The following is a 21,271-nucleotide window of genomic DNA, read 5'->3' as shown; positions in this document are numbered from 1 at the left end:
CTGAGATGCGCGATTTTTATACGCTAAAGAGCAGACCAGTTGCATCGCGAAAATCGTTACCATATGCGGCAATTTTAAAAGCAGCAATTTTTTGCTTGAAGGGTTTATCATGAGAAGAGCGGTTATCACCGGGCTAGGCATTGTTTCTAGTATTGGTAACAACAAAACTGAAGTCACGAAATCTCTTAGAGAAGGGCGTTCTGGCATCACTTATTCTGAACAATTTGCCGAAAATGGCATGCGCAGTCATGTTTGGGGCAAAGTTGATATCAACTTAGCTGACCACATTGACCGTAAAACATTGCGTTTTATGGGGGATGCCGCAGGTTACGCCTATATTGCGATGCAGCAAGCTGTTGAAGATTCAGGTTTGACCCCAGAGATGGTATCAAACGTACGAACGGGCATTATTGCGGGATCTGGCGGTGCGTCTTCTCAACATCAAGTGGAAGCCGTAGACATATTGCGCGAAAAAGGCTTACGCCGCGTAGGGCCATACATGGTAACGCGATGCATGGGCAGCACTGTATCCGCCTGCTTAGCTACTCCCTTTAAAATCAAAGGTGTTAACTATTCGATTAGTTCAGCATGTTCCACCAGTGCCCACTGTATTGGTAACGCCCTAGAGCAAATTCAGTTAGGCAAGCAAGATATTATTTTTGCTGGTGGCGGTGAAGAGCTGCACTGGACGCTATCAATGGAATTTGACGCCATGGGCGCACTTTCTACTAAATACAACGATGAGCCAAGCAAGGCGTCACGTACCTATGATGCCAACCGCGATGGTTTCGTTGGTGCTGGTGGCGGCGGTATGGTTGTAGTTGAAGAGCTAGAGCATGCACTGGCACGCGGCGCTAAAATCTACGGCGAAATCGTGGGTTACGGCGCGACATCAGACGGCGCCGATATGGTAGCACCATCAGGCGAAGGTGCTATTCGTTGCATGCAGCAAGCGATGAACGGTATTGATGAGCCAATTGATTATATTAATACTCATGGTACCTCTACCCCAGTGGGCGATGTCAAAGAGCTATGGGCTATCGGTGAAGTGTTCGGCGATAAAGTACCACCACTGAGCGCTACAAAAGCGATGACCGGCCATGCACTGGGAGCCGCTGGCGTTAACGAAGCGATTTACAGCTTGTTGATGATGGAAAACGATTTTATTGCGCCTTCTATCAACATCGAAACGTTAGATGAAGCGGCGAACGGGATGGATGTAGTGACTCAAACCCGTGACGCTAAACTAAATACGGTGATGTCAAACAGCTTCGGCTTTGGCGGTACAAACTGTACTTTGGTGATGCAGCGCTACAAAGGCTAGTAGTTCAGCGCATCAATCATGAAAAGGCCCGCTATTTAGCGGGCTTTTTTATAAGTGAGTTTTTTTGCTCAACGTGTCCTGAGCGTGTGCATATTTTTACTGCCACGGTGAATGGAATTGCTATAACGGTTTTCTTGGCAGGCTGAGCATATTGATGTTATGTAAGGTTTGTAATGTTGGTGTTAGCAGTATTTTAGCTGTGCATTAATAGTCGGAAAATTAGCCTCGTTAGTGAAAAAGGTGATTGCAGTTTCTTGCGGTAACTGTTTTGCTATTAGGCACTTTACCCTGAGTCTATTGTTCTAAGATTCCAGTCACCACATTTTATCTGCATCAAATTATTTCTTTGGAGTATATATGGATCGCCGCGCAGCTACGTCTGTCATCTTTGCTGGGTTTTTCTTTCTTGGCATGGTGTTTATTTTATGGGGAGTATTGTTGCCAGACTTGGCTGAGAGTCTGGCGATGAGCGAGGTGATAAGTGGTGCCTTTTTTACCTTAATCTCTATCGGTATGATCCTCGGTGCTATCTTGGGTGGTAAATACGCGCAGAAGTTTGATTTTATGTCGCTCTTTGCCGTATTACTCGTGTGCGTTTTGGTACTACTGATTGCTATCTCATTTGTGCAGCATTGGTTCTGGTTGTTAATAGGAGCGCTAGTGCTGGGCATGTTTGCTTCGAGTCTATTTACCATAGGTCATACTGTTATTGCTCGCTTACATGCTCATAAGCGCTCAGCGATGATGGGCTTTATGGACTTCATGTTTAGCCTAGGCACATTGGCCGCACCATTTTATGTCTCTGGCTTGTACTTAATAGAACACGATTGGCGCTGGCCACTACGTATTCTAGCTGCTGGTTTACTTTTGTTAGCCGGATATACCTGGCGCGTAGCACATCAAGGCAAAAAACTGGTGGCGCCTGAAGAGGCTAAAAAGAATCGCAAAAGCCTGTCTTATGGCGACATTATTCGTCGCCCCGTCTTTATATTTCTAGCCCTTGCTGCATTTGGCTATGGCATGGTGGAGTTTGGTAACGCTAATTGGTTTGTAAGTTACGCACAGAATGGCCATGGCTTTAGCGGTGAGCAATCACGTTTAGTGTTCGCTTTTTTTACCGCGGGTATGGTGGTGAGCCGCCTTGTATTTGCGCTGTTACTAAAGTGGTTAACCTCACACAGATTGATGCTGATTTTGGCGACTATCATGGTCGCTGGCTGCTTTATGATTAAGCTCGCGGTTGACCCTGTAGTGATGTCGTGGGGGAATTTCATGCTGGGATTAGGTCTAGGTGGTTTATTCCCGCTTATGCTGTCCGCTGCAATGGATGTGGACAGCGATAAAGGGCCGATTATTTCAGGTTTATGCGTTATTGGCTCCTCTATTGGCGTACAGGTAGCATCTTTCAGTACAGGCTTGTGGGCACATTTCGCCCCTTTAACCACCGCCTTTTGGGTTATCCCTATCGGTGGTGCTTGGCTATGGTGTATGGCGTGGGCTTATAGCCGTTTCATAAAAAGACATATCGCATCAAGCAAGGTTGATGTTAATTAATCGCGGGGCTTAATGAGTCTCAAGCGCAGCGTAAATTCTGCTACACTGCGCTTTTTTATTATCCGGAATACGCCATGTGGATTTGCCCTGCCTGTCAGTCGCCTTTACTTTTATCTGAACGCACCTATAAATGCGCCGCGGGGCATACTTATGATGTGGCTAAAGAAGGTTACGTTAATTTACTGCTCGCTCATCATAAAAACAGTAAAGAGCCCGGTGACAACAAACAGATGGTCAATGCTAGGCGCTCCTTTTTGGAGCAAGGGTATTACCAACCACTGGCCACTAGAATGGCTGATTTGTTGAGTGAGTATGTTCGCTCACAGCAGCAAAATGACGAAGCCGATGCAAGCTCAAATGTATTCGATGCAGGTTGTGGTGAAGGTTACTATTTACATCGTATTTTAACGATAATGAATGAACAGTCCCAAAGTACTAAAGTCATTGGCGCGGGTTTAGATATTTCAAAAATTGCGGTGCAAAAGGCTGCTAAAAAATACCCTGAGAGCGAATTCTGCGTTGCCAGCAGCTTTGCTATTCCTGTACCCGATGCGAGTCAACAAGGCGTGATCCAAGTATTTGCCCCGAGTAGCGAGCAAGAAATTTTGCGTATTTTGGATGAAGCCGGGATCTGGTTACAAGTGAACCCGGCTCCTGAACACTTAGCTGAGCTAAAGGCTTGTGTATACGCAGCCCCCGCAGAGCACAAAGCGTCGCCGCCCGTGCCACAGGGATTCGAATTGGCGCATGAAGAAACGCTGGCTTTTGATTTTGAGCTAACCCAGCCTGAGATGCGCATGAACTTGCTAATGATGACGCCCTACTATTGGTCTACGTCGGTAGAAAACACGCAGCGGATCAAAGAATTATTAACTCACGTCAGTGCGCATTTCTCATTACGATTGCTGCGTAAAGCTGACTAGCGGGCACAAAAAAGCCTGCAGAAGCAGGCTTTATGATCTTTCGATATTCAATTTAACGTGGCGCGGCGAAACTGCTGAGACGTTTAATTGCTTGGCTGAGCAAGCGTGTATCAGCGTCATCCGGTAACTCTTTAGCAGTTAATAAGTTATACACTTTACTGTTACCGTTACTGGAGACCTCAATGCGCTTGTTATCTTGCATCACAATAACCATACGCTCTTGGGTGGTTACTAACCAGTCACGCCCTGGCTTGCTCAAGTCCCGCCCGGTACTGTAATTTTGCGTAGGGGCGTTACAACCCAACAAATTCAGTATGGTAGGCGCTAAGTCTTCACTGCTGGCAAAGTCAGCGAAAAGCGTGTTAGTGCTATACAGAGCATATTCGCCAGCTTCAGTTGTGTTCACAACTAATACTTGGTAATCCTGCATCACTTGCGAGGTAGCGAGTATGTCACTGAGTTGCTCATTGCTGACAAAGCCTATGGCAAGGTTCGTCTTGGCGGAGGTAACGCCTTGCTCGAAATCAGACCATTGTTGGCTGAATTTCTGTGTTTGTTTACCAGCCTCAAGTTCATTCGCAAAAATACCCACCTGTAATCCTAAAGCGGCAGGTAACTCCAGCAAAATAGGCGTTTTCTTGCTAAGCGCTGAATGATATAGCTCAGGTAGACCAAACAGGTAACTGCGCTGGCTATCGCTTGCTGATGATTGATCAGCGTATAGCGGAATGTGATGGCTTAAGGTTGTTTCAAGCGTGCTCGCCTGTGTGTCCGTATTGACCAATAATAACACTTTCTTCTGTACAGACACCGAGCAATACAAAGGCGACAAAGGATAGTTAATTTGGCTGATCCGATCATCAAATTGCAGCTCAAGACGTTGCTCATAGTTGTCTCTGTCAAGCAGGTCATAACGAGACATCAAGGTTTTCGCCGTGGCTGGGTAAGATAACGGAAATAAATCATCTTGCTGCACAATAGGGTGATACAAGTTCGCGTCAGCCCATATATGAAGAGCATGGCTAGACACAAAACAAACCACAAAAAAACTGCTGATTGGCAAGGCCAATTTACGTTTTTGCAAGCGCGCAACACGCTTCCAAAGCGCATTAGCGATGACTAATTGAGCAGACAACCAGAATATAAAGATGAGAAAGAAAAAAGCCCACCTTTGCCAACCAAACAACGACATACTGGTGTTGGCTTCACTTCTTAGCATTTCAGCGGTAGAAAAGCTCAGATGCACACCGTATTTGTTATACAGCAATGCATCAAACCCGAGCATGGCGAGTGCCACCGCAGCTAAAACAGCGCTCACCACTTTGACCGTTCGCGCGTTAGGTACTAGATAGCACAAGGGTAATATCAGAATGATAAACCCGAAGAAAGTCAGAAACCCTATATGACTGATCCAGTTAGTCAGTAAATAAGTGATCCCCAATGGTGTTTCAGGGGCGGGTGAGCTAAAAATATAGACACTGGCAATCGCGATGGCCAGGATCATATTTGAAAGCGCAAACCAATGGCCCCAAGTAACTAACTGCGTGACTAATTTGCGTCTAGGCGTTTCTGTTAAAATCATGAATTTATCTATTTAGCATTGATACTTTTTAAAAGTACTTGTGTAAACTTATCAGCCATTTCACTTCGCTGACTTTCATTGACCTGTTGCATAAAAATATTAGTGATGACATTACCCAACGCCATCAATGATAAATCTCGACTGGCTTGATGCTTTTCCAGTGCGATGATGATGTCGTGCATAACGTTTTCGAATTGGGTGTCCGAATATTTAGAATTTTGAGGCATGTTTTTTCTCTCAATAGTGATGGCGAGATAGTAACAATGGTCTGCTCAAAATGCGAGTAATGCGCACTGTAGGCAGATAAATAGTCGGCGAAAAGGGCGTTAGTTGTCTAGTTATTCGTCCAACAAGATCCATTTTAGGTTTGTGCTGTAACAGCGTAAACCATTAACAATACTAAAGGAGCCAACGTGAGCGCACTCATTCGTCACTTTGTGGTACATCAATTAGCGATAAATGATCAGCAACAACTGACACTTGTTCCACGCGATAGCTGTTTTTCAGTTACCCCTGAGATTGAAGATCTCGCCCAGCAGATTAATCATGCGTTTAATACAAAGCCAGGTAAAGGGGTGGGTGGGTTCCTTGAGCAAGGCTCAGCGCCTCCCCAAGATGAAGATGGTGAAGAGGTACCGGTGAGTCAGTTCCAAGACAAACTGAATGCGATGCTTGGCGACCCTGAACAGTTCGTCGATTTCAGTATTCAGAGCAGCGAGATGTTGAAAAAGACCATGGCGGACATGGCGAGTATTGAAACGGGGTTTGTGGTGTTCAGCCATTATGAATTTCTGGCTACTGAATATTTAATGATCGCGATATTAAACACCAAGCAGCACGTGGAAATTAATCGTGAATTAGAACTAAGCAGCAGCGATCATTTAGATTTAGCCAAAATGCAACTTGCGGTACGCATTGATATTACTCAGCTTTCAACTACACCGGAGCAGAATCGCTATATCAGCTTTATTAAAGGCAGAATGGGCCGCAAGGTCTCTGACTTCTTCATGCACTTTTTGGGCTGTGAAGAATTGGTCGATATCAAGCAGCAAAATAAGCAATTACTCAGCTCAGTCGATGATTATTTAGCGTCAGAACAAATGGATGCCAGTGAGAAGCAAGCGACCCGTAAAACTGTTTCCGAGTATTACAAAGAAAAACTCGATGCAGGTGAGGATATTCAGTTAAAAGAATTGGCGGATAAACTACCTAAAGAGCCTGAAGGCGAAGACTTCTATCAGTTCGTAGCTAAGAGTGAAACGCCTATTGAAGAAAACTTTCAAGCAGACCGTAGCGCTTTGAAAACCTTGGCAAAATTTAGCGGTCAAGGCGGCGGTATAAGCTTAAGTTTTGAGCGTAATTTGTACGGTGAACGCGTGCATTATGATGCGGGTTCTGACACGCTGATGATCAAGGGCATTCCGCCGAATTTGAAAGATCAGTTGCTCAAGGCTCAAAAGTAACGGTGATATAGCGATTAAAGCGCACCAGTCTGATGATTCAGGCTGGTGTAAACACATGATAAAGTTGCAAACCCGCGATATACTGCGCTCGTAATATACTAACCATTGCCCCAAAATTATGCTCTCAACAAAGGTATTCAGTCTGTTTTATGCAATTATTCGTTAACGATTTAACCGTTATGGATTTCTCGTATTTGTGCCCCAAGCGCGGCATGGTTGGAGAAAGTTGGATAGTCGATGTCGTGTTAGACGGCGATTTGAATGAAGAGAGCATGGTGCTCGATTTCTCTAAGGTTAAAAAGCAGCTCAAGCATTTGATCGATGAATATGTCGACCATAAATTGCTGATCCCCGTTGAACATGAATACAGCCATATATGGCGGGATGAAAAGAACGACAGAGTAAGCGTGGACTTTATGCGCCCAGAAGGTCGCTCTATCCATCTTAACTGCCCCTCTGAGGCGTATGCTTTCGTGTACTCTAAGCATGTAACTATGTCATCGGTTAGCCAATATTTAAAGCAGGTGATCGCAACGCATTTACCTGACAACGTGGCAGGACTAGAGCTAACCTTGCGCGCTGAAGTGATCAATACCCCGTATTACCACTATACCCATGGTTTGAAAAAGCACGACGGTAACTGTCAGCGCATCGCACATGGGCATCGCTCAAAAATTACCATTGTTGAAAACCAACATGAAAGCCTGGAGTGGCAGCAGTATTGGGCCGAGCGCTGGTGCGATATTTATGTAGGCTCTAACGAAGATTTAGTGAGCGCTGATAAGGTGAACTTCGTAAAAAAACAAACGGATTTCACTGAACATTATTTGTTTGGCTACGAATCGTCACAGGGTTGGTTTGAATTGGCCATTCCCAAGGCTGAAACAGAAATGGTTGATACAGATACCACAGTAGAGTGCCTAGCGCAGTACATTGCTGATGAGCAAAAGCGCTTAGTACCTGAGAGCGAATTTAAAATATTTGCTTTTGAAGGTGTCGGCAAAGGCGCTATCGCTTATGCATAAACTTATTTTTGGGGCGTTTATCAATTTACTGTTTATGGTGGGGGCCCACGCCGAGATGCTCGAGCTGCGAGGAGAGCTAACTCAAGGCAGTTTGCTGCGGGGCAGCGTGCCAGCGGGCAGTGAAATTTGGCTTGATGATAAGTCTATTTTAGTGGGCAATGATGGCAAATTTGCTTTTGGTTTTAGCAGAGACGATACGTTGGAGCATCAACTGACATGGCGCGACCCTGAAGGTAAAACACATGAAAAGCGTATCACGTTAACCTCGCGAGAATACGACATTCAGCGTATTGAAGGCCTGCCCAGTAAAATGGTCTCTCCTCCACAGGAGGTGCTAGATAAAATCCGTCAGGATAACGTGCAAGTGGCTGCAGCTCGCGCACGTCGTGATGAGCGCACCGACTTCGCTCAAGATTTTGTATGGCCGGCAGAAGGCCCAATAAGCGGTGTTTACGGTAGCCAGCGGGTACTTAATGGTCAGCCTAAACGCCCTCACTATGGTGTGGATGTCGCAGCGCCTACGGGCGCTCCTGTTTATGCGCCAGCTGATGGTGTAGTCACGCTATTTGTCCCTGATATGTATTACTCGGGGGGCACTATGATTATCGATCACGGGCTTGGTGTGTCATCTACGTTCTTGCACTTAAGTAAGGGATTAGCGAAAGCGGGTGATGAAGTGAAGCAAGGTCAATTGGTTGCTGAAATTGGTGCCACAGGGCGGGTGACTGGTGCGCACCTTGACTGGCGAATGAATTGGATGAACGTGCGCATTGATCCCGCGTTACTTGTACCTATACGATAACTCTTAAGTCTGCTCGTGGGCGCCTATTTTGAATGCCGGCGTTCGTGGCCAAGCTAACTCTGCTGCTAATTTTACCAAGCAAACTCTCAAGCTTCAGTCTATTCGAGCGATAACCTAGTTAATCAATTATTTTACTATCTACCGTTTTTCGAACGATATTTATTGGTGAGCTAGGCTTGCAGGAAACTCAATCCGCACAACATAATCAAACGGTCAATAAGGCTGCGCAGGATCTTGAATTCGGCGGGTCGCTTAATCGCGCGTCAAGCCAAGGAGCGAAATTTGCCCTGTTGTTATCGATGCTGCAACAAGACGTATTGGCTCGCCCCCACATTGGCGCCCCAAACGAAGCTGTCACGCAGCAAGCTTATGGCGTTCAATCTGATTACCCCGAAGCTCCATTGCAAGCAATTGCCCAAGACTGGCCGTTAGCGGATACAACCTCGCAATTACTTCACAGCGATGGTATTCGCAGTGCTCAGCTATGGTTGGCAATGCACCCACAACCTCTATCATTGCACAATGATGCTTTTCATATTGATGAAGATATTTTCGAGAATTGCGATATACACACCCAAAGCCGTTATGCACAACATGTTGCTGGCAGCCAAGACGCCATGGCAGACAATGGTTCGGTTAATGAAATTAAAGTGGATGAGACCGGTATCTTTGATTTACTGGAAGAAATAGGCCTGCAAATGCAGGCCTGAAAAACGCTGAATCAACATAAACGTGCTTATTAAGCTAATGTAGTTTAGCCGTCTTGATTAATCTTCTGGGTGATTTCTTGCAATACCGCTTCGGCTTGCTCGGTGGCAATTTGGCAGGTACCTGCATTTTCATGGCCGCCGCCCCTATGTTTCAAGCACACTTCACCAATATTAGTATTAGACGACTTATTCAGAATGGATTTACCAATAGCGAGCACCACATTCTGTTTCTGAAAGCCCCACATTTTATGAATAGAGATATTGCATTGGGGAAACAAGGCATAAATCATAAAACGATTGGTGGCATAGATGGGATCTTCATCCTTTAAATCTAAAATCACTAAGTTGTCTTTGATTGTGGCGCAGCGTTTAATTTGTTCAATCGCTAGCGGGCGGTGCTCTTGATAGATTTTGATCCTTTCTTGTACGTCGGGAAGCTGAATAATTTCATCTACGCTGAGATCTAAACAGCAATCGATAAGCTTCATCATTAAATTGTAGTTTGAGATAGTAAACTCACGGAACCGGCCTAATCCAGTGCGTGCGTCCATCAAGAAATTCATTAAATCCCATCCCTGTGGGTCGAGGACTTCTTGTTGATTAAAATTGGCTGAATCACCTTTATCTACGGCATCCATTAGCTCGTCAGAGATTTTAGGGAATTTGCTTTTGCCACCATAATAATCGTAAACCACTCGCGCGGCAGAAGGGGCAGATGGGTCGATAACGTGATTATCGTGCGCTTTGTTACGCATGGTTTCACTGTGATGGTGGTCGAAGCACATATGACAGCCTTCGACATAAGGTAAGTTAGTTAAAATATCTTGCGGCCCTACCTCAATTTTTCCATCTTGCATGTCTTTAGGATGAACAAACTTAATGTCGTCAATCATGTTCATGTTTTTAAGCAAAGCTGCACAGACTAAGCCGTCGAAGTCGCTGCGGGTGATAAGTCGAAAAGTACTGTTTGACATAATGCTCTCTTGGTTGTGGATTGAAACTCAAACGTTTTTAGTGCTCTGAATAGGAAAAATCAAGCTAACCATTATCGCCGAGTGTTAATTGAGTCTAAAACGTAACAAAGTATTATTCAAAAAGTAAATCTCTGATAAGTATTGATATTTAGTCTAAGCACAATATGCTCAGTTATATTTTTGAGTAAAAATAGTACCGTATACTACCTAAGGTATAAGACACACAGGAAAAAAAGAAATTTTTATTTTTTTCTTCATTAAACTTTTTACCTGTATTTGGCGACTAACTTAATGACAGCGTAGTGAACTGTCGTAGTATCCCTGGGCCGCTTCATGTTTCATGTTGCGGCTTTTTAATGGCCGTCACACCGGCGCAGCGAGGTCCCCCCCCCCTAAACAAGAGCGTAAGGATGGCAAAAATAATAACCTTGCCCGTAATCCACACCGAGCTTCTTCAGTGCTTCCATCGTTTTTTTATCTTCAACACATTCAGCGATAACGTCCTGTTTTGCCGCTTTAGCAATATCACAAATAGATTTAACCGCTGTGTAATCAAGAGGGTTTTCCATCATGCATGAAACGAAAGAGCCGTCGATTTTAATTTTTTCGGTGGGAAGTTCCCTTACGTAGGTATAAGAAGTGTGTCCGCTGCCGAAATCATCCAGAGCAAAACTGCACCCAAGTGCCTTGATGTTATCCATAAACAATCTTGCTCGCTTAACATTAGCGATTGCGACCGTTTCTGTTATTTCAAAACATATTTTTGTCGCTGGGATAAGCCCGCTTTTTACTTTAGTCATAATAAACTGCTCTAACTCTCTGTCATTCATTGAGTGACCTGACAGATTAATTGAAATCGTATGGATACTGTCGAGCAGCTTTTTGTTATCGGCGTAATGGGTAAATAAAGCGTTAATCACCCAGCGATCTATCTTGCTGGTAAGGCGGTAACGCTCAGCAATGGGGAAAAAACGTGCAGGGCTGATAATGGTGTCATCTGGGCCCTTCATGCGCAGCAAGACCTCAAAATGCTGATCCTGCTGAGTATGTTGTAGCGGTATAATGTCTTGCCTATATAGGACAAAAAGATCGTTTTTGAGGGCGTTGTTGATTTGATGAACGGATAATATGTCTTGGCGCTTGTTGACGCCCGTTTCATTGCTCACATCGTATAAATGCACCGTATTACGCCCAGTATTTTTTGCTATCCCGCAAGCAACGTCAGCTGAATTGAGCAGCTCAGTGGTCGTACTACCATGCACTTTAGGTGCTACGCCGATACTGGCGCTGAGGTGAAAGGTTTCACCTTCCCAGTAATATGTTAAGCCCCGAATATTCTCCTTTATATTATTGGCAATTTGCAATGCGTTATCAAACGGACAGTCTTTAATTAAAATTGAAAACTCATCGCCTCCTAAGCGCGCCACTATGTCGTTGCTTCTCACATTGGCTTTTAAAATACGGGCGACCTTAACCAGAATTTCGTCCCCAGCAGCATGACCGCATGTATCATTGATCGTCTTAAAGTAATCTAGGTCTATAAAACACAAAAAGTAGCTAAGCCTTCTGTCATCCATTATCTCATGGAGATTACGCTCAAACGCCCTTCGGTTTTGTAGCTCGGTGAGAGGGTCGTGAGACGCTTGATGAAACAGCGTCTCGGTTAAATGCTTAAAGTCGTTGCTCAGCTCTAAAATTTCTGTAGGTGCCTTTTTAGAAGCTTCAAAATCATGACCTGAAAGGGCGCGGTGCGATGAATAAATTAGGCCGTTCAGGGGTTTACAGATGCGATTGTTAGCCCACCACCATAGACCGATTATTAGCAGAAGAAAGCCAATGCGCGTTACCCAGCTTACTTCTACCATACGCTGTTTTTCGTTTTCTAACTGTACTGCCTCTAGTTTAATCAGTTCGGCGGTTTTTTGGGTTAAAAACTGAATGTTGCGGGATAGCGTCAAGCTCACGGGGTCATATTGATTGAGCAATTTACTCAAGCTCAGTTGTAAATTACTCGGCGGAAGATCTGAAACTATATCCAGTGTACCGATAATATTTTTAACAAAAGATTGAGATTCATATATTTTGGAAGTGAGCTCAGGGAATCGCACATCGGATTGCATTCCCTCTAGCTCATCTACGAGGTACTGCCCCATGTTTTTGGCGCCGAATATAAGGTAGGTATTGCCGGAGCCAATCACTAAATCAGATGACACTAAAAACTGCGAGGCGGTGCTTTCAATTCGCTGTAAATCTTTCTCCCAAAGTAGGCTTTTACTGTGCTCTTCGGCTAGGGTCTGTACATTGTTAAAACGATAAGCGAGCACCTGCTCTAAAACATATGCACCCAGCAAGCAGGCACAAACAAGTAAAGCCAGGTAACTGCGTATTCTCATTAACTTCCTTAGTCTCGCTGAGTGATATTGTGGATTTCGTGCTGCCAACTAATATCGGTAATCGCCAGTGTTTTTAACGCTGAATGCAAGGTCAGAAGGGCTAAATTAGGGGCAATAGGGAAGGCCGCTTCACCAGCAGCAGACAAGGCGTTTCCATCGTTACTGAGTAGGCTTTTTAAATCAGAAAAGTGCTTTCCTTTCAACGCCTCAGATATACTTGCTACAACGGTGTCATTGCATTGGGGGCTTCGGCAACGCTGAAAATAAAACCCTTTTATACTTCTATCTAGATTCATTGCCCAAGCAATTTCCACCAGTCCCCATTTCGCCCATTCAGAGCGAGCCTGTAAGAACCCCAGAGGTATTTCGCCGTCGTACACGACGTACAAGGTGTGCTTGGCCACTTCACTTTGATGTATTGTAAATGGCAGTAATTGTTTAAGTTGCTCTCTGTCTTTGTGTGTCACATCGGTGACCACGGAGCGAAATTGATTATCTTCATCGAACAAGGTTTGAATAGCTGAAATTGGGTCTCGTAACGAACAAAAAGCCGCGTAGGCGGTTGGTGCTACTAAGGCTAAAACGAGCAAACCTAAGCGTATGGTGGGGGCGATGAAACGTGGGTATTTGTTCTTCATTATAATCTATACCTTACTTGCAGGCTTAAATTTGGCGCTGTCTCAATTGTAGACGCTGAATGAAGATCGTGTTTAAACTGGGCACTTAAATCGAAGCCATCGTTATTTTGCCATCTTAGACCGAATATCCAATAGCTTGCAAAGTCGTTCCTTCGTTCAACGTCAATATCTTGATAAACCAATTGAAGGTAACTTTTCCAGTGCTCTTGAGGGCTCATCCAGGCAACCTCGGCAAAGCTATGACGTGTGTCATTGTCTTGTGTTTCACCCCAAGATGATTCAAGCATAAACTGCCACTGGTAATAGAAGTACGACACGTCAATACCATATCTTTCTTGCTCTACCACGCCATCTCTGGTCAGAACGTCACCTTTAAACCACGAAATACCAGTGATCAGGTTACGCTGGCTCCGTGAACCAATTCGACCTGAAATTACATGAGGGTTGCCAGCGCTTTTTATCTCGTTCCCTGAGCCCCGCGTAAAGGCCACTTCATATTCTAGGTAGGGTAAAATTCCATTAAGAGAAATACCCCAATCTGCTTTTATGCCACGATCACTGGCCGTCATTTGTCGCAATGTACCATTGGTGTCTTCGGCATACTCTAAGCCATAGGGTATTTCAAAGTGTCCTAGCCGAACATTGAATTTACCTTGCGCTAACGCGGTGTAGTTAAAATTTGCAATTCGCCAGGTCAGTTCCGTGTCATCTCCATCATCAAACGTAAATGGGGGGCGACCTACATTATTGATTTTTACTAAGTAAGGTTGAAAGGTAAGGGTGCCGATATCGTGAGTGTCATCGCTAAATACTTTGTGAAAATCCACTCCTAGCGCATAGCTTTGTGCATTTTTTTGGGTGTCGGTATTGCGATTGACCTGCGCGGAAGCGTCGATTGTCCAGCGGCTGTTTTGTATTAGCCATTGGCTGTTTAGGGGGACTGCATTTACAAAAAAAGTTGATGAACATGCGCTTAGGGCGATTAACGTTCGTTTCTGCGAGTAAACATTTTTCATGCTATTTAGCTGTCCCTGTTAGACCTTACTTCATCAGTATCGTTGCTTCATACGTGTTTGCTTGCGTAACTTAAAGGTGGCTACATGGGTGTCTTTAGGCATTTTATATCTTTGGGTATCAATCCAAGCGAGTTTAACGGGCGACAACATGAATGATATTAGACATAAATGTATATTTTTGTGGCATTCGAATATTAAAAAAGCGTGTTTGATTAAAGCCATGCTGTTTAGTATTGGATTTCATTTGGAATTTTCAGCGGGCGTATGGCTAATCATATTCAATGAAGTTGGTTTCATCCGTATTAGCATATGCACATTAGCATCACATTATTTTTATATTTGTCGTTTATTGTTTTAGCGCGCCATATTGGTATTAACTTTTGCTTGGTGAAAATTTCTGCAACTTTCGTTGTAAGGTTCTTCTGTGCATACCCAGAGCATGGGCAGTCACACTAATATTGCCATTGTGGCTGAGTAAAATTCGCTGTATGTGTTCCCATTCAACTTGAGCAGGCGTCATAGGTTTTGCTTGAGGAGGCTCCTTCAAACTGGGGATTTCTTGGAAGCGCAGTACAAGCTCTTGAAAGCTAATCGGTTTGGTAATGTAGTCAGTTGCACCACGGCGCATGGCCTCCACAGAAGTCGCTATGCTGGCATAGCCAGTAAGCATAATGAGATGGGTAGGATGAAAATGTCGTTTTAATGCCTCGATGCTGTCTAATCCTGAATCGGAGCCGAGCATCATATCGAGTAATATTCCGTGAGTTGGTGAAACAGGTTGCAGTAAGGCTTCGCTAACACTGGTGTGAGTGGTGACGGTAAATAAGCCTGTTTGCAGAAATCGTCGCTTAATGACGGTTAGGAATGCCTCATCATCGTCAATCAGTATTAGGCTACGCATGCGTATTGTCCAAAGGCAAATAAATCGTGGTTATCATGGTGTCGTTTTTGAACTGCCAATTTACTTTCCCTGCAAATTTTTCGATGGTCGCGTTAGTCAAAACTGCACCAATGCCGTGGCCTTCGTGACTAGGGAAAAACCGCCTACCCAATGATGCGATAGCCTCCTCTGGCATGGCTCTCCCTTCGTTCTCTATTTGCAAATGCCAACCGCTTTTGCTTATGTTAGTGCTCACCAATACACGCTGGTTATGGCTTTTGAGTGCCGCTTCACATGCATTGATGATGACACTTGTAAGCGCTGGCAGTAGCGTTCGATCTGCCAATATAAACTGCTGCTTATCATTGCGTTGTGACTGCCACTGGATTTCTGCTTCTGGCCTAGATATTTGCATTAGCTGACGTAATGAATCGGTTAATTCATCCAACTTGTATCTATGCATCCGCTGTTCTCTTACATCATCGGCAACCACTCGCCAATTGCGCAACTGTTGTTCGATACGCTGGAATTGTTGCTCTAACGCATGTAACCATCCTGTTGAACGTTGTTGCTCGGCGCCTTCTTCTAATAATAAACGTATAGATTGAGCTGGCGTCGCTACATCGTGTGTTAATTGCGCTGCAGCGGTTCCAATCGCCAGTAGTTGCTCGTCTCGCAGTTGGCGCTCTCGTAGTTTCTGTAAGATACGTTCACGATCCGCAATTTGATAACGGAAGTAACACACTACGATGGCAATAAGTAAACTGGTTAAAACAAAACTTCCAACCATGGCATATGAGTGCTCTTGCATCATGCCTTGATGATGGACATGTTCGGGTAGCAATAGCACTTGAAAAAATTGCGCAATGATACTCAATATTAACAAGCCCCCTGCATGCGCTAAGGGGAGTAACATAAAGGCCAATACTAATGGAACCAGCAGTATCGCGTTAAATGGATTACTTGCGGCACCATTAAGCGCTATTAAGGTATTAATGCTAATGACTTCCAGCATCAACAAACACAGCATTAACCAGGGGATTAGGCGTATTTGACGTTTAGACGCCATTGCCATCAGTAACAACATTTGCTATTTGCTCTTAACTAAAGCGCACAAGAATACTAGAACGCGTAACTCAGGCCAATATTAACAGACCGCCCCGCACCCGCTAATTGGCTGAAGCCTTGACTGGTATCCATTTTATACTCGGCGATGCTTACACCACCCATAGGTAACGCATAGTAAGTGTCAAATAAGTTATCAACTGCAAATGATAGGGTAACGTCTTGCCAAGTTAATTTACTGCTCACGTTAACGAGATGATAGCTTTTGGTGCTATTTTCTAAACGTCGTTCATCTGTATCTTTCTTACTTGCTACCCATTGCCATTCAATTGCGTTTTGCCAGTTCCCCATTTTTTGCTCGACTTTCAATTCGGATTTAAGTGGCACTATTTGATACAAATCACCTTTGTTGTTATCCCTCTTGCCGCGAGTGGTGGATAGATTAGCGTTCAGTTGCCATAGCCCCCATTTTTCAGAATCTAAGAACTGAATTGACCCATTCAACTTAACCCCATATAAGGTTGCATCTAAATTTGTGAATTGCAGAATATTCCTGTTGCCAGCACCGGACGAGGCATGATTAAAGGAACTCACTATTTCAGCATCAATGTAATCTTTTACAGACGTATACCAAGCATTGGCACTAAATTTCCATTCATTATTCACTGGCGAATCGCTATAGTTGACGCTCAAAGTGTGGGCGGTTTCTGGTGCTAGGTTGGGGTTGCCTATATAACCGTTACCGTCACCGAACCAACCTATCATTGTGGTCGCCATGGTACTGACGCCCCAGCTGTAACGTTCGTATAAATTGGGTGCTCGACTTTTACGGGCAATAGCCAATTCTATTTGCTGGCTGGCATCAAATAAGTAGCGCGTACTGAGCGTCGCATCTATTAACGTATTGCTACGTTTTCTGTTCATTGCGTTGAAAATATCTGCAGCATCGTTATTGTTTAACGCACTGATAGACATGCTGGGCTCCATTGACATATGCATTGAGCTCATGTCCATCAATGTGTCATTGGTATAAGGCTGAACCTCACCGGTATTGGTCGTTACCTGCTCAAGGCGTATACCAGCAGATAGCCACCAATTGGTATTGAGTGACTGAGATGTTTCAGCAAAAACAGCTATTCGCTGACGCTTACCGTCATTAATATTGATGTAATTGTTTGGCCCCATCATCATAGAGTCTTCAACTGCAGGCCACCAATCATCTAGATGATACTCAAAGTACTCATGTCCAAAATTGACGGTATTGTTTGTGCTGGTAATAAATTGCCAGTTCAAACTATAACTATAATCATCTGCCGACGTTTTCATGGGCATCATGCCGGTTTTTTCATCACTGAAAAATCCCATCTCATGCTTAACACCGTGCCAATTTACTTGAACTTCAACGTTTCCCTCATCAAGCTGACGCCGATACAAGCTAGTCATGCCATAACTCTTGTTGTCAGTCATATCCATATATTGATTAGGGAATCCCTGAAATGGGATATTCTGGTGGGTAAGTTTAACAGCGAGCTGTTGTTTATCGTCTTTTACAGCGACAGTTAATGCGTGGTTTTGTGCCCTGTATAACGTGTCTAATACTGTGTTGCCATGACCGTCTTCGTAACTTTTTGCATCCTCAAAAGCCCCTTGGTAATCAAGACTAAAATTTTGGCTTGCCACACGGGCCCCTAGCCCTATTGATTTTGCTTGATTATTACTGTTGTATTGCACTGAGTCGTAACCTGAATGCCAACGCACATCGTTACCTTCCAAGTACAGTGGAGCGATCTCATTGACGCTAATAACGCCGGCAATATTATCACCACCTGCGCTGACAGGGCTTATCCCAGCAACAACGTTCAGTACCTGAACTTGGTTGGCCGATACATATGATAAAGGCGGATTCATGTGATTAGCGCAAGAGGCGGTAATATCAGCACCATCAATTAACACTTTTACCCTGTCGCCCATCATGCCATTCAAAACCGGTAAGCTCGACATGCCGCCTGCAGCAGAAAAATCGACACCTTGACGCTTTAACAATTCGTCAACGGAACCTAGTTGACTCGCATTATTTTGTTGATGACCATTGATTTCGACTATTTCAATGGTTTCTTCAGCATGTATTGCAAAAGAGAAAGTACTGCTGATGGCCAAAGCGACGGGGGATAAACACCATATATAGGATGAGCGAGGAGATGACGGTTTCATTATCTATCTTATATGACTTGATTAGAGCACCATTATATAAAGGGCGATAGGCGCTGAAAACGCGACAAATTGTCGCACCAAGCATGTCTGCACAACCGTATGGGTGTTAAGTATTTAGTGCGGGTGTAGCAAGCGCTAAATCTGGCATAGGGTTTTAAGCATGGTGTGCTGCACAATGGTTATTTTCCCATAGTGGACTTTAATAACGCCTTGCTGCTGTAATTCTTGCAGTAGCTTATTCACCGTTTGCCTTGAGCTGTGCAGCATCAAGGCCAGAGACTCTTGAGAAATGCACAAGCTCGAGCCGTTTTCGATAGGAGCTTGATGCTCTAAGCCTTCAGCGAGCAGTAAAATGCGGCCGCATAATTTTCCTTTTAAAGACAAGCTTCCGGTTTCATCGATGAACGAAAATGTGGTGCGAATGCGCTGACACAGCAAACGCATGAAATGTGGGTAAAGCGTGGGGCGCTCAATCAGCAAGGCTTTAAAATCCTGACTCGATATTTTCAGTAACTCACAGGGCTCATCTGCATGAGCATCGTGAGCCCGAGGCAATCCGTCAAACAGTGAAATCTCCCCAAACCAATTACCGGGTTGCATCCAGGTTAAAATGAGCTCCTTTCCTTCGAGTGTGACATTGCTTAAACGCACCTTGCCTGACATAACGCAATACAAGCCGTCGCCTAAATCATGTTTTTGATAGACCAATTGACCTGTGTCTAGGCGCTTTAATTTTGCCGCAGTGACAAGCTGTTCAATCGCGTCTTGAGGAAGTGATTTGAACCAAGAGCTTTGACTAAGAATGGGCCTGATCGAGTCTAATAACATGGGATTTATCTTTGATTGTCGTATAGGCGACAGTTTGAATGGTATCGGTAGATTAAGTTGTGAACACAAATTTAACAATCGAAAAGAAGTAAATAAATGTCATCAGTAAAGCAACATGTCAGTGAACAAGAATGGAAAGCCAGAGTCGACTTGGCGGCTGCATACCGTATGGTCGCTCATTATGGTTGGGATGATTTGGTCTTTACCCATATATCAGCGCGAGTGCCTGGGCCTGAGCATCACTTTTTGATCAATCCATACGGCATGATGTTTGACGAAGTGACCGCATCGAGTTTAGTGAAAGTTAACTTACAGGGCGAAAAGGTGATGGCGTCTGATTACAACATCAACCCAGCCGGTTTTGTTATTCACAGTGCTGTGCATGAAGCTCGCGAGGATGCCCAGTGTGTGATGCATTTGCACACGACTGCCGGCATTGCAGTCTCTACTCAAAAAGAAGGGCTACAGCCTCTGAGCCAACAGTCTTTATTTGCATTATCCTCTATGTCTTATCACGAGTATGAAGGGGTTGCGTTAAACCCAGAGGAGAAAAAACGATTGGTGGCCGACCTTGGCAACACCAACTTTATGATTTTGCGTAACCATGGCTTGTTAACCTGCGCAGACTCTATCGCGGATGCATTTTTGGGGATGTTCTTGTTGCAACGCTCTTGTGAGATCCAGCTGCAAGCGCAAGCATCAGGACAAGGACTTATTTCCATTTCAGAGCAAATTTTGGCCGGTATCAGAGCGCAAGCACAACAAGTGACACGCTCAGCAGGTGGTGCTCTCGCTTGGCCGGGTATTTTACGTAAACTTGATCGCACCAATCCAGGCTACGACGAATAATGCGTGATTTTCCTAGTCTTGCGCAATACCAATCAAGTGCGAGTTACGCACAAATTGGTGAGCACCAAATTGCCTACTGGACAGCACAAGACAAGGAAGCTGTAGCAAATGACGCACCGTGGATCTTACTGATCCATGGCTTTCCCAGCGCAGCTTGGGATTGGCACTATCAATGGCAGGTTTTACGTCAAAAATACCGGTTAGTGTGTTTGGACTTACTGGGTCTTGGGTTATCAGATAAGCCGCACAAATACGATTATAGTTTGCTCGAGCAAGCGGATATTGTTGAAAAACTGATGACCTATTTGCAAATTGGCCAATGCCATATTCTTGCTCATGATTATGGAGACTCAGTTGCCCAAGAGTTATTGGCTCGCCAACATGAAAAAAGAATGGGCTTGAACATCAAAAGCCTTTGTTATTTAAATGGAGGGTTGTTTGCGGATCATCATCGCCCGTTGCTCACACAAACGTTACTTAAAAGCCCTTTAGGATCGTTGGTGGCAAGATTCATGAGCTTAGGAAGTTTGCACAACAGCTTTGCGAAAATCTTTGGCCCGCGAAGCCAGCCTGAAGTACAGCACGTTGCAATTTTGTATGAGTTACTTGAATGGAAGCAAGGAAAACGAGTACTGCCAAGCTTATTGGGCTATATAGATGAGCGCAAAGTGCATGGGGCTCGATGGCTAACTGCCATGCAGCATACACCCGTTGCCCAGTGCTTTGTGAACGGCATACACGATCCCATATCGGGTCAGCACATGTTACATCAATTTGAAAAATTACTGCCTGGCGCTCAAACCTATAAACTGGATGTGGGTCACTATCCTCAACTTGAAGCGCCCCAGCAAGTCACAGAATTATATCAAGCATTTGTGGCTCTACATTGCTAATGACACCGCTGATAGATCAATAACCTGGGTTGCTTTGATAAACCTATAGGGTGTGCATCTATTGAATCGCGGGTTTGGTCTACTTTCAGAGACGCAAGTGATTAGACCATTGCCTAAACACCTTAGAAAATCCCTTGTGGG

The 21,271-nt window shown here is 44.5% G+C and carries 19 protein-coding genes; 9 read left to right on the top strand and 10 right to left on the bottom strand.

Annotated features, from left to right (window positions below; genetic code table 11):
* Nucleotides 1–109: 109 nt before the first annotated feature.
* The 3 genes from fabB to AC0L6N_RS15070 all read left to right on the top strand — a co-directional run bounded on the left by fabB (nt 110) and on the right by AC0L6N_RS15070 (nt 3,801).
* The gene (gene fabB / locus AC0L6N_RS15080) at nt 110–1,324 is read left to right on the top strand and encodes a beta-ketoacyl-ACP synthase I (protein ID WP_011576118.1); all 1,215 of its coding nucleotides are present in this window, start codon (nt 110–112) and stop codon (nt 1,322–1,324) included.
* 357 nt (nt 1,325–1,681) lie between these two features.
* Nucleotides 1,682–2,878: an MFS transporter gene (locus AC0L6N_RS15075; RefSeq protein WP_473475584.1), complete on the top strand. Its 1,197-nt coding sequence runs from the start codon at nt 1,682–1,684 to the stop codon at nt 2,876–2,878.
* A 74-nt stretch (nt 2,879–2,952) separates the two neighbouring features.
* On the top strand, nt 2,953–3,801 hold the full coding sequence (locus tag AC0L6N_RS15070; protein WP_473475582.1) for a putative RNA methyltransferase: 849 nt from the start codon (nt 2,953–2,955) through the stop codon (nt 3,799–3,801).
* A gap of 52 nt (nt 3,802–3,853) precedes the next feature.
* Here the strand turns inward: AC0L6N_RS15070 and AC0L6N_RS15065 are convergent, their stop codons facing one another.
* Together AC0L6N_RS15065 and AC0L6N_RS15060 are read right to left on the bottom strand one after the other, a co-directional pair.
* Nucleotides 3,854–5,383, bottom strand: a complete 1,530-nt coding sequence (locus AC0L6N_RS15065; protein ID WP_011576115.1) for a DUF3413 domain-containing protein — start codon at nt 5,381–5,383, stop codon at nt 3,854–3,856.
* An 8-nt stretch (nt 5,384–5,391) separates the two neighbouring features.
* Nucleotides 5,392–5,610 carry a YejL family protein gene (locus tag AC0L6N_RS15060; RefSeq protein ID WP_006994434.1) on the bottom strand — a complete coding sequence of 73 codons (219 nt, stop codon included), beginning with the start codon at nt 5,608–5,610 and terminating at the stop codon, nt 5,392–5,394.
* 186 nt (nt 5,611–5,796) lie between these two features.
* Here AC0L6N_RS15060 and yejK point away from each other — a divergent pair, with 186 nt between their 5' ends.
* The 4 genes from yejK to AC0L6N_RS15040 all read left to right on the top strand — a co-directional run bounded on the left by yejK (nt 5,797) and on the right by AC0L6N_RS15040 (nt 9,383).
* Entirely contained in the window at nt 5,797–6,846 is a 1,050-nt protein-coding gene (gene yejK, locus AC0L6N_RS15055; RefSeq protein WP_011576114.1) for a nucleoid-associated protein YejK, read from the top strand.
* A 149-nt stretch (nt 6,847–6,995) separates the two neighbouring features.
* Nucleotides 6,996–7,871, top strand: a complete 876-nt coding sequence (locus tag AC0L6N_RS15050) for a 6-carboxytetrahydropterin synthase (RefSeq protein ID WP_473475579.1) — start codon at nt 6,996–6,998, stop codon at nt 7,869–7,871.
* The gene (locus tag AC0L6N_RS15045) at nt 7,864–8,673 is read left to right on the top strand and encodes a M23 family metallopeptidase (protein ID WP_473475578.1); all 810 of its coding nucleotides are present in this window, start codon (nt 7,864–7,866) and stop codon (nt 8,671–8,673) included. The genes AC0L6N_RS15050 and AC0L6N_RS15045 overlap by 8 nt, the downstream gene beginning before the upstream one ends.
* A 176-nt stretch (nt 8,674–8,849) precedes the next feature.
* Complete coding sequence (locus AC0L6N_RS15040) at nt 8,850–9,383, top strand: VC2046/SO_2500 family protein (RefSeq protein ID WP_473475577.1); 534 nt, start codon at nt 8,850–8,852, stop codon at nt 9,381–9,383.
* A gap of 44 nt (nt 9,384–9,427) precedes the next feature.
* On the opposite strand, the gene AC0L6N_RS15035 is transcribed toward AC0L6N_RS15040, so the two are convergent.
* The 8 genes from AC0L6N_RS15035 to AC0L6N_RS15000 all read right to left on the bottom strand — a co-directional run bounded on the left by AC0L6N_RS15035 (nt 9,428) and on the right by AC0L6N_RS15000 (nt 19,388).
* The gene (locus tag AC0L6N_RS15035; RefSeq protein ID WP_473475576.1) at nt 9,428–10,357 is read right to left on the bottom strand and encodes an exopolyphosphatase; all 930 of its coding nucleotides are present in this window, start codon (nt 10,355–10,357) and stop codon (nt 9,428–9,430) included.
* 392 nt (nt 10,358–10,749) lie between these two features.
* A complete protein-coding gene (locus AC0L6N_RS15030) occupies nt 10,750–12,750 on the bottom strand; it encodes a putative bifunctional diguanylate cyclase/phosphodiesterase (RefSeq protein WP_473475574.1) in 2,001 nt (666 codons plus the stop codon).
* Nucleotides 12,751–12,758: 8 nt separating this feature from the next.
* On the bottom strand, nt 12,759–13,388 hold the full coding sequence (locus AC0L6N_RS15025) for a hypothetical protein (protein WP_011576108.1): 630 nt from the start codon (nt 13,386–13,388) through the stop codon (nt 12,759–12,761).
* Entirely contained in the window at nt 13,388–14,404 is a 1,017-nt protein-coding gene (locus tag AC0L6N_RS15020) for a hypothetical protein (protein ID WP_473475572.1), read from the bottom strand. Before AC0L6N_RS15020 ends, AC0L6N_RS15025 begins: the two co-directional genes overlap by 1 nt.
* A 373-nt stretch (nt 14,405–14,777) precedes the next feature.
* Nucleotides 14,778–15,305 (bottom strand): response regulator transcription factor, encoded by a 528-nt coding sequence (locus AC0L6N_RS15015; RefSeq protein WP_473475570.1) that lies wholly within the window; start codon nt 15,303–15,305, stop codon nt 14,778–14,780.
* Nucleotides 15,298–16,371 (bottom strand): sensor histidine kinase, encoded by a 1,074-nt coding sequence (locus AC0L6N_RS15010; protein WP_473475568.1) that lies wholly within the window; start codon nt 16,369–16,371, stop codon nt 15,298–15,300. Before AC0L6N_RS15010 ends, AC0L6N_RS15015 begins: the two co-directional genes overlap by 8 nt.
* A gap of 35 nt (nt 16,372–16,406) precedes the next feature.
* Nucleotides 16,407–18,560 carry a TonB-dependent receptor gene (locus tag AC0L6N_RS15005; RefSeq protein WP_473475566.1) on the bottom strand — a complete coding sequence of 718 codons (2,154 nt, stop codon included), beginning with the start codon at nt 18,558–18,560 and terminating at the stop codon, nt 16,407–16,409.
* Between the two features lie 135 nt (nt 18,561–18,695).
* Nucleotides 18,696–19,388 (bottom strand): Crp/Fnr family transcriptional regulator, encoded by a 693-nt coding sequence (locus tag AC0L6N_RS15000; protein WP_473475564.1) that lies wholly within the window; start codon nt 19,386–19,388, stop codon nt 18,696–18,698.
* A gap of 96 nt (nt 19,389–19,484) precedes the next feature.
* On the opposite strand from AC0L6N_RS15000, the gene AC0L6N_RS14995 reads away from it, so the two are divergent.
* Together AC0L6N_RS14995 and AC0L6N_RS14990 are read left to right on the top strand one after the other, a co-directional pair.
* A complete protein-coding gene (locus AC0L6N_RS14995) occupies nt 19,485–20,237 on the top strand; it encodes a class II aldolase/adducin family protein (RefSeq protein ID WP_473475562.1) in 753 nt (250 codons plus the stop codon).
* Nucleotides 20,237–21,130: an alpha/beta fold hydrolase gene (locus tag AC0L6N_RS14990; RefSeq protein WP_473475560.1), complete on the top strand. Its 894-nt coding sequence runs from the start codon at nt 20,237–20,239 to the stop codon at nt 21,128–21,130. Before AC0L6N_RS14995 ends, AC0L6N_RS14990 begins: the two co-directional genes overlap by 1 nt.
* Nucleotides 21,131–21,271 lie beyond the last annotated feature (141 nt).

The sequence above is a fragment of the Paraglaciecola sp. G1-13 genome (assembly GCF_055809255.1).
This window is presented reverse-complemented; position numbering and strand designations above follow the sequence as displayed.

Bases quoted from the DNA above. Each gene is read 5' to 3' on its own strand.
- AC0L6N_RS15000 (WP_473475564.1), bottom strand. From the start codon at position 19,388: ATGTTATTAGACTCGATCAGGCCCATTCTTAGTCAAAGCTCTTGGTTC.
- AC0L6N_RS14990 (WP_473475560.1), top strand. From the start codon at position 20,237: ATGCGTGATTTTCCTAGTCTTGCGCAATACCAATCAAGTGCGAGTTAC.
- AC0L6N_RS15020 (WP_473475572.1), bottom strand. From the start codon at position 14,404: ATGAAAAATGTTTACTCGCAGAAACGAACGTTAATCGCCCTAAGCGCA.
- AC0L6N_RS15045 (WP_473475578.1), top strand. From the start codon at position 7,864: ATGCATAAACTTATTTTTGGGGCGTTTATCAATTTACTGTTTATGGTG.
- AC0L6N_RS15025 (WP_011576108.1), bottom strand. From the start codon at position 13,388: ATGAAGAACAAATACCCACGTTTCATCGCCCCCACCATACGCTTAGGT.
- AC0L6N_RS15060 (WP_006994434.1), bottom strand. From the start codon at position 5,610: ATGCCTCAAAATTCTAAATATTCGGACACCCAATTCGAAAACGTTATG.
- AC0L6N_RS15015 (WP_473475570.1), bottom strand. From the start codon at position 15,305: ATGCGTAGCCTAATACTGATTGACGATGATGAGGCATTCCTAACCGTC.
- AC0L6N_RS15070 (WP_473475582.1), top strand. From the start codon at position 2,953: ATGTGGATTTGCCCTGCCTGTCAGTCGCCTTTACTTTTATCTGAACGC.
- fabB (WP_011576118.1), top strand. From the start codon at position 110: ATGAGAAGAGCGGTTATCACCGGGCTAGGCATTGTTTCTAGTATTGGT.
- AC0L6N_RS15075 (WP_473475584.1), top strand. From the start codon at position 1,682: ATGGATCGCCGCGCAGCTACGTCTGTCATCTTTGCTGGGTTTTTCTTT.
- AC0L6N_RS15005 (WP_473475566.1), bottom strand. From the start codon at position 18,560: ATGAAACCGTCATCTCCTCGCTCATCCTATATATGGTGTTTATCCCCC.
- AC0L6N_RS15065 (WP_011576115.1), bottom strand. From the start codon at position 5,383: ATGATTTTAACAGAAACGCCTAGACGCAAATTAGTCACGCAGTTAGTT.
- AC0L6N_RS15050 (WP_473475579.1), top strand. From the start codon at position 6,996: ATGCAATTATTCGTTAACGATTTAACCGTTATGGATTTCTCGTATTTG.
- AC0L6N_RS14995 (WP_473475562.1), top strand. From the start codon at position 19,485: ATGTCATCAGTAAAGCAACATGTCAGTGAACAAGAATGGAAAGCCAGA.
- AC0L6N_RS15035 (WP_473475576.1), bottom strand. From the start codon at position 10,357: ATGTCAAACAGTACTTTTCGACTTATCACCCGCAGCGACTTCGACGGC.
- AC0L6N_RS15010 (WP_473475568.1), bottom strand. From the start codon at position 16,371: ATGTTGTTACTGATGGCAATGGCGTCTAAACGTCAAATACGCCTAATC.
- AC0L6N_RS15030 (WP_473475574.1), bottom strand. From the start codon at position 12,750: ATGAGAATACGCAGTTACCTGGCTTTACTTGTTTGTGCCTGCTTGCTG.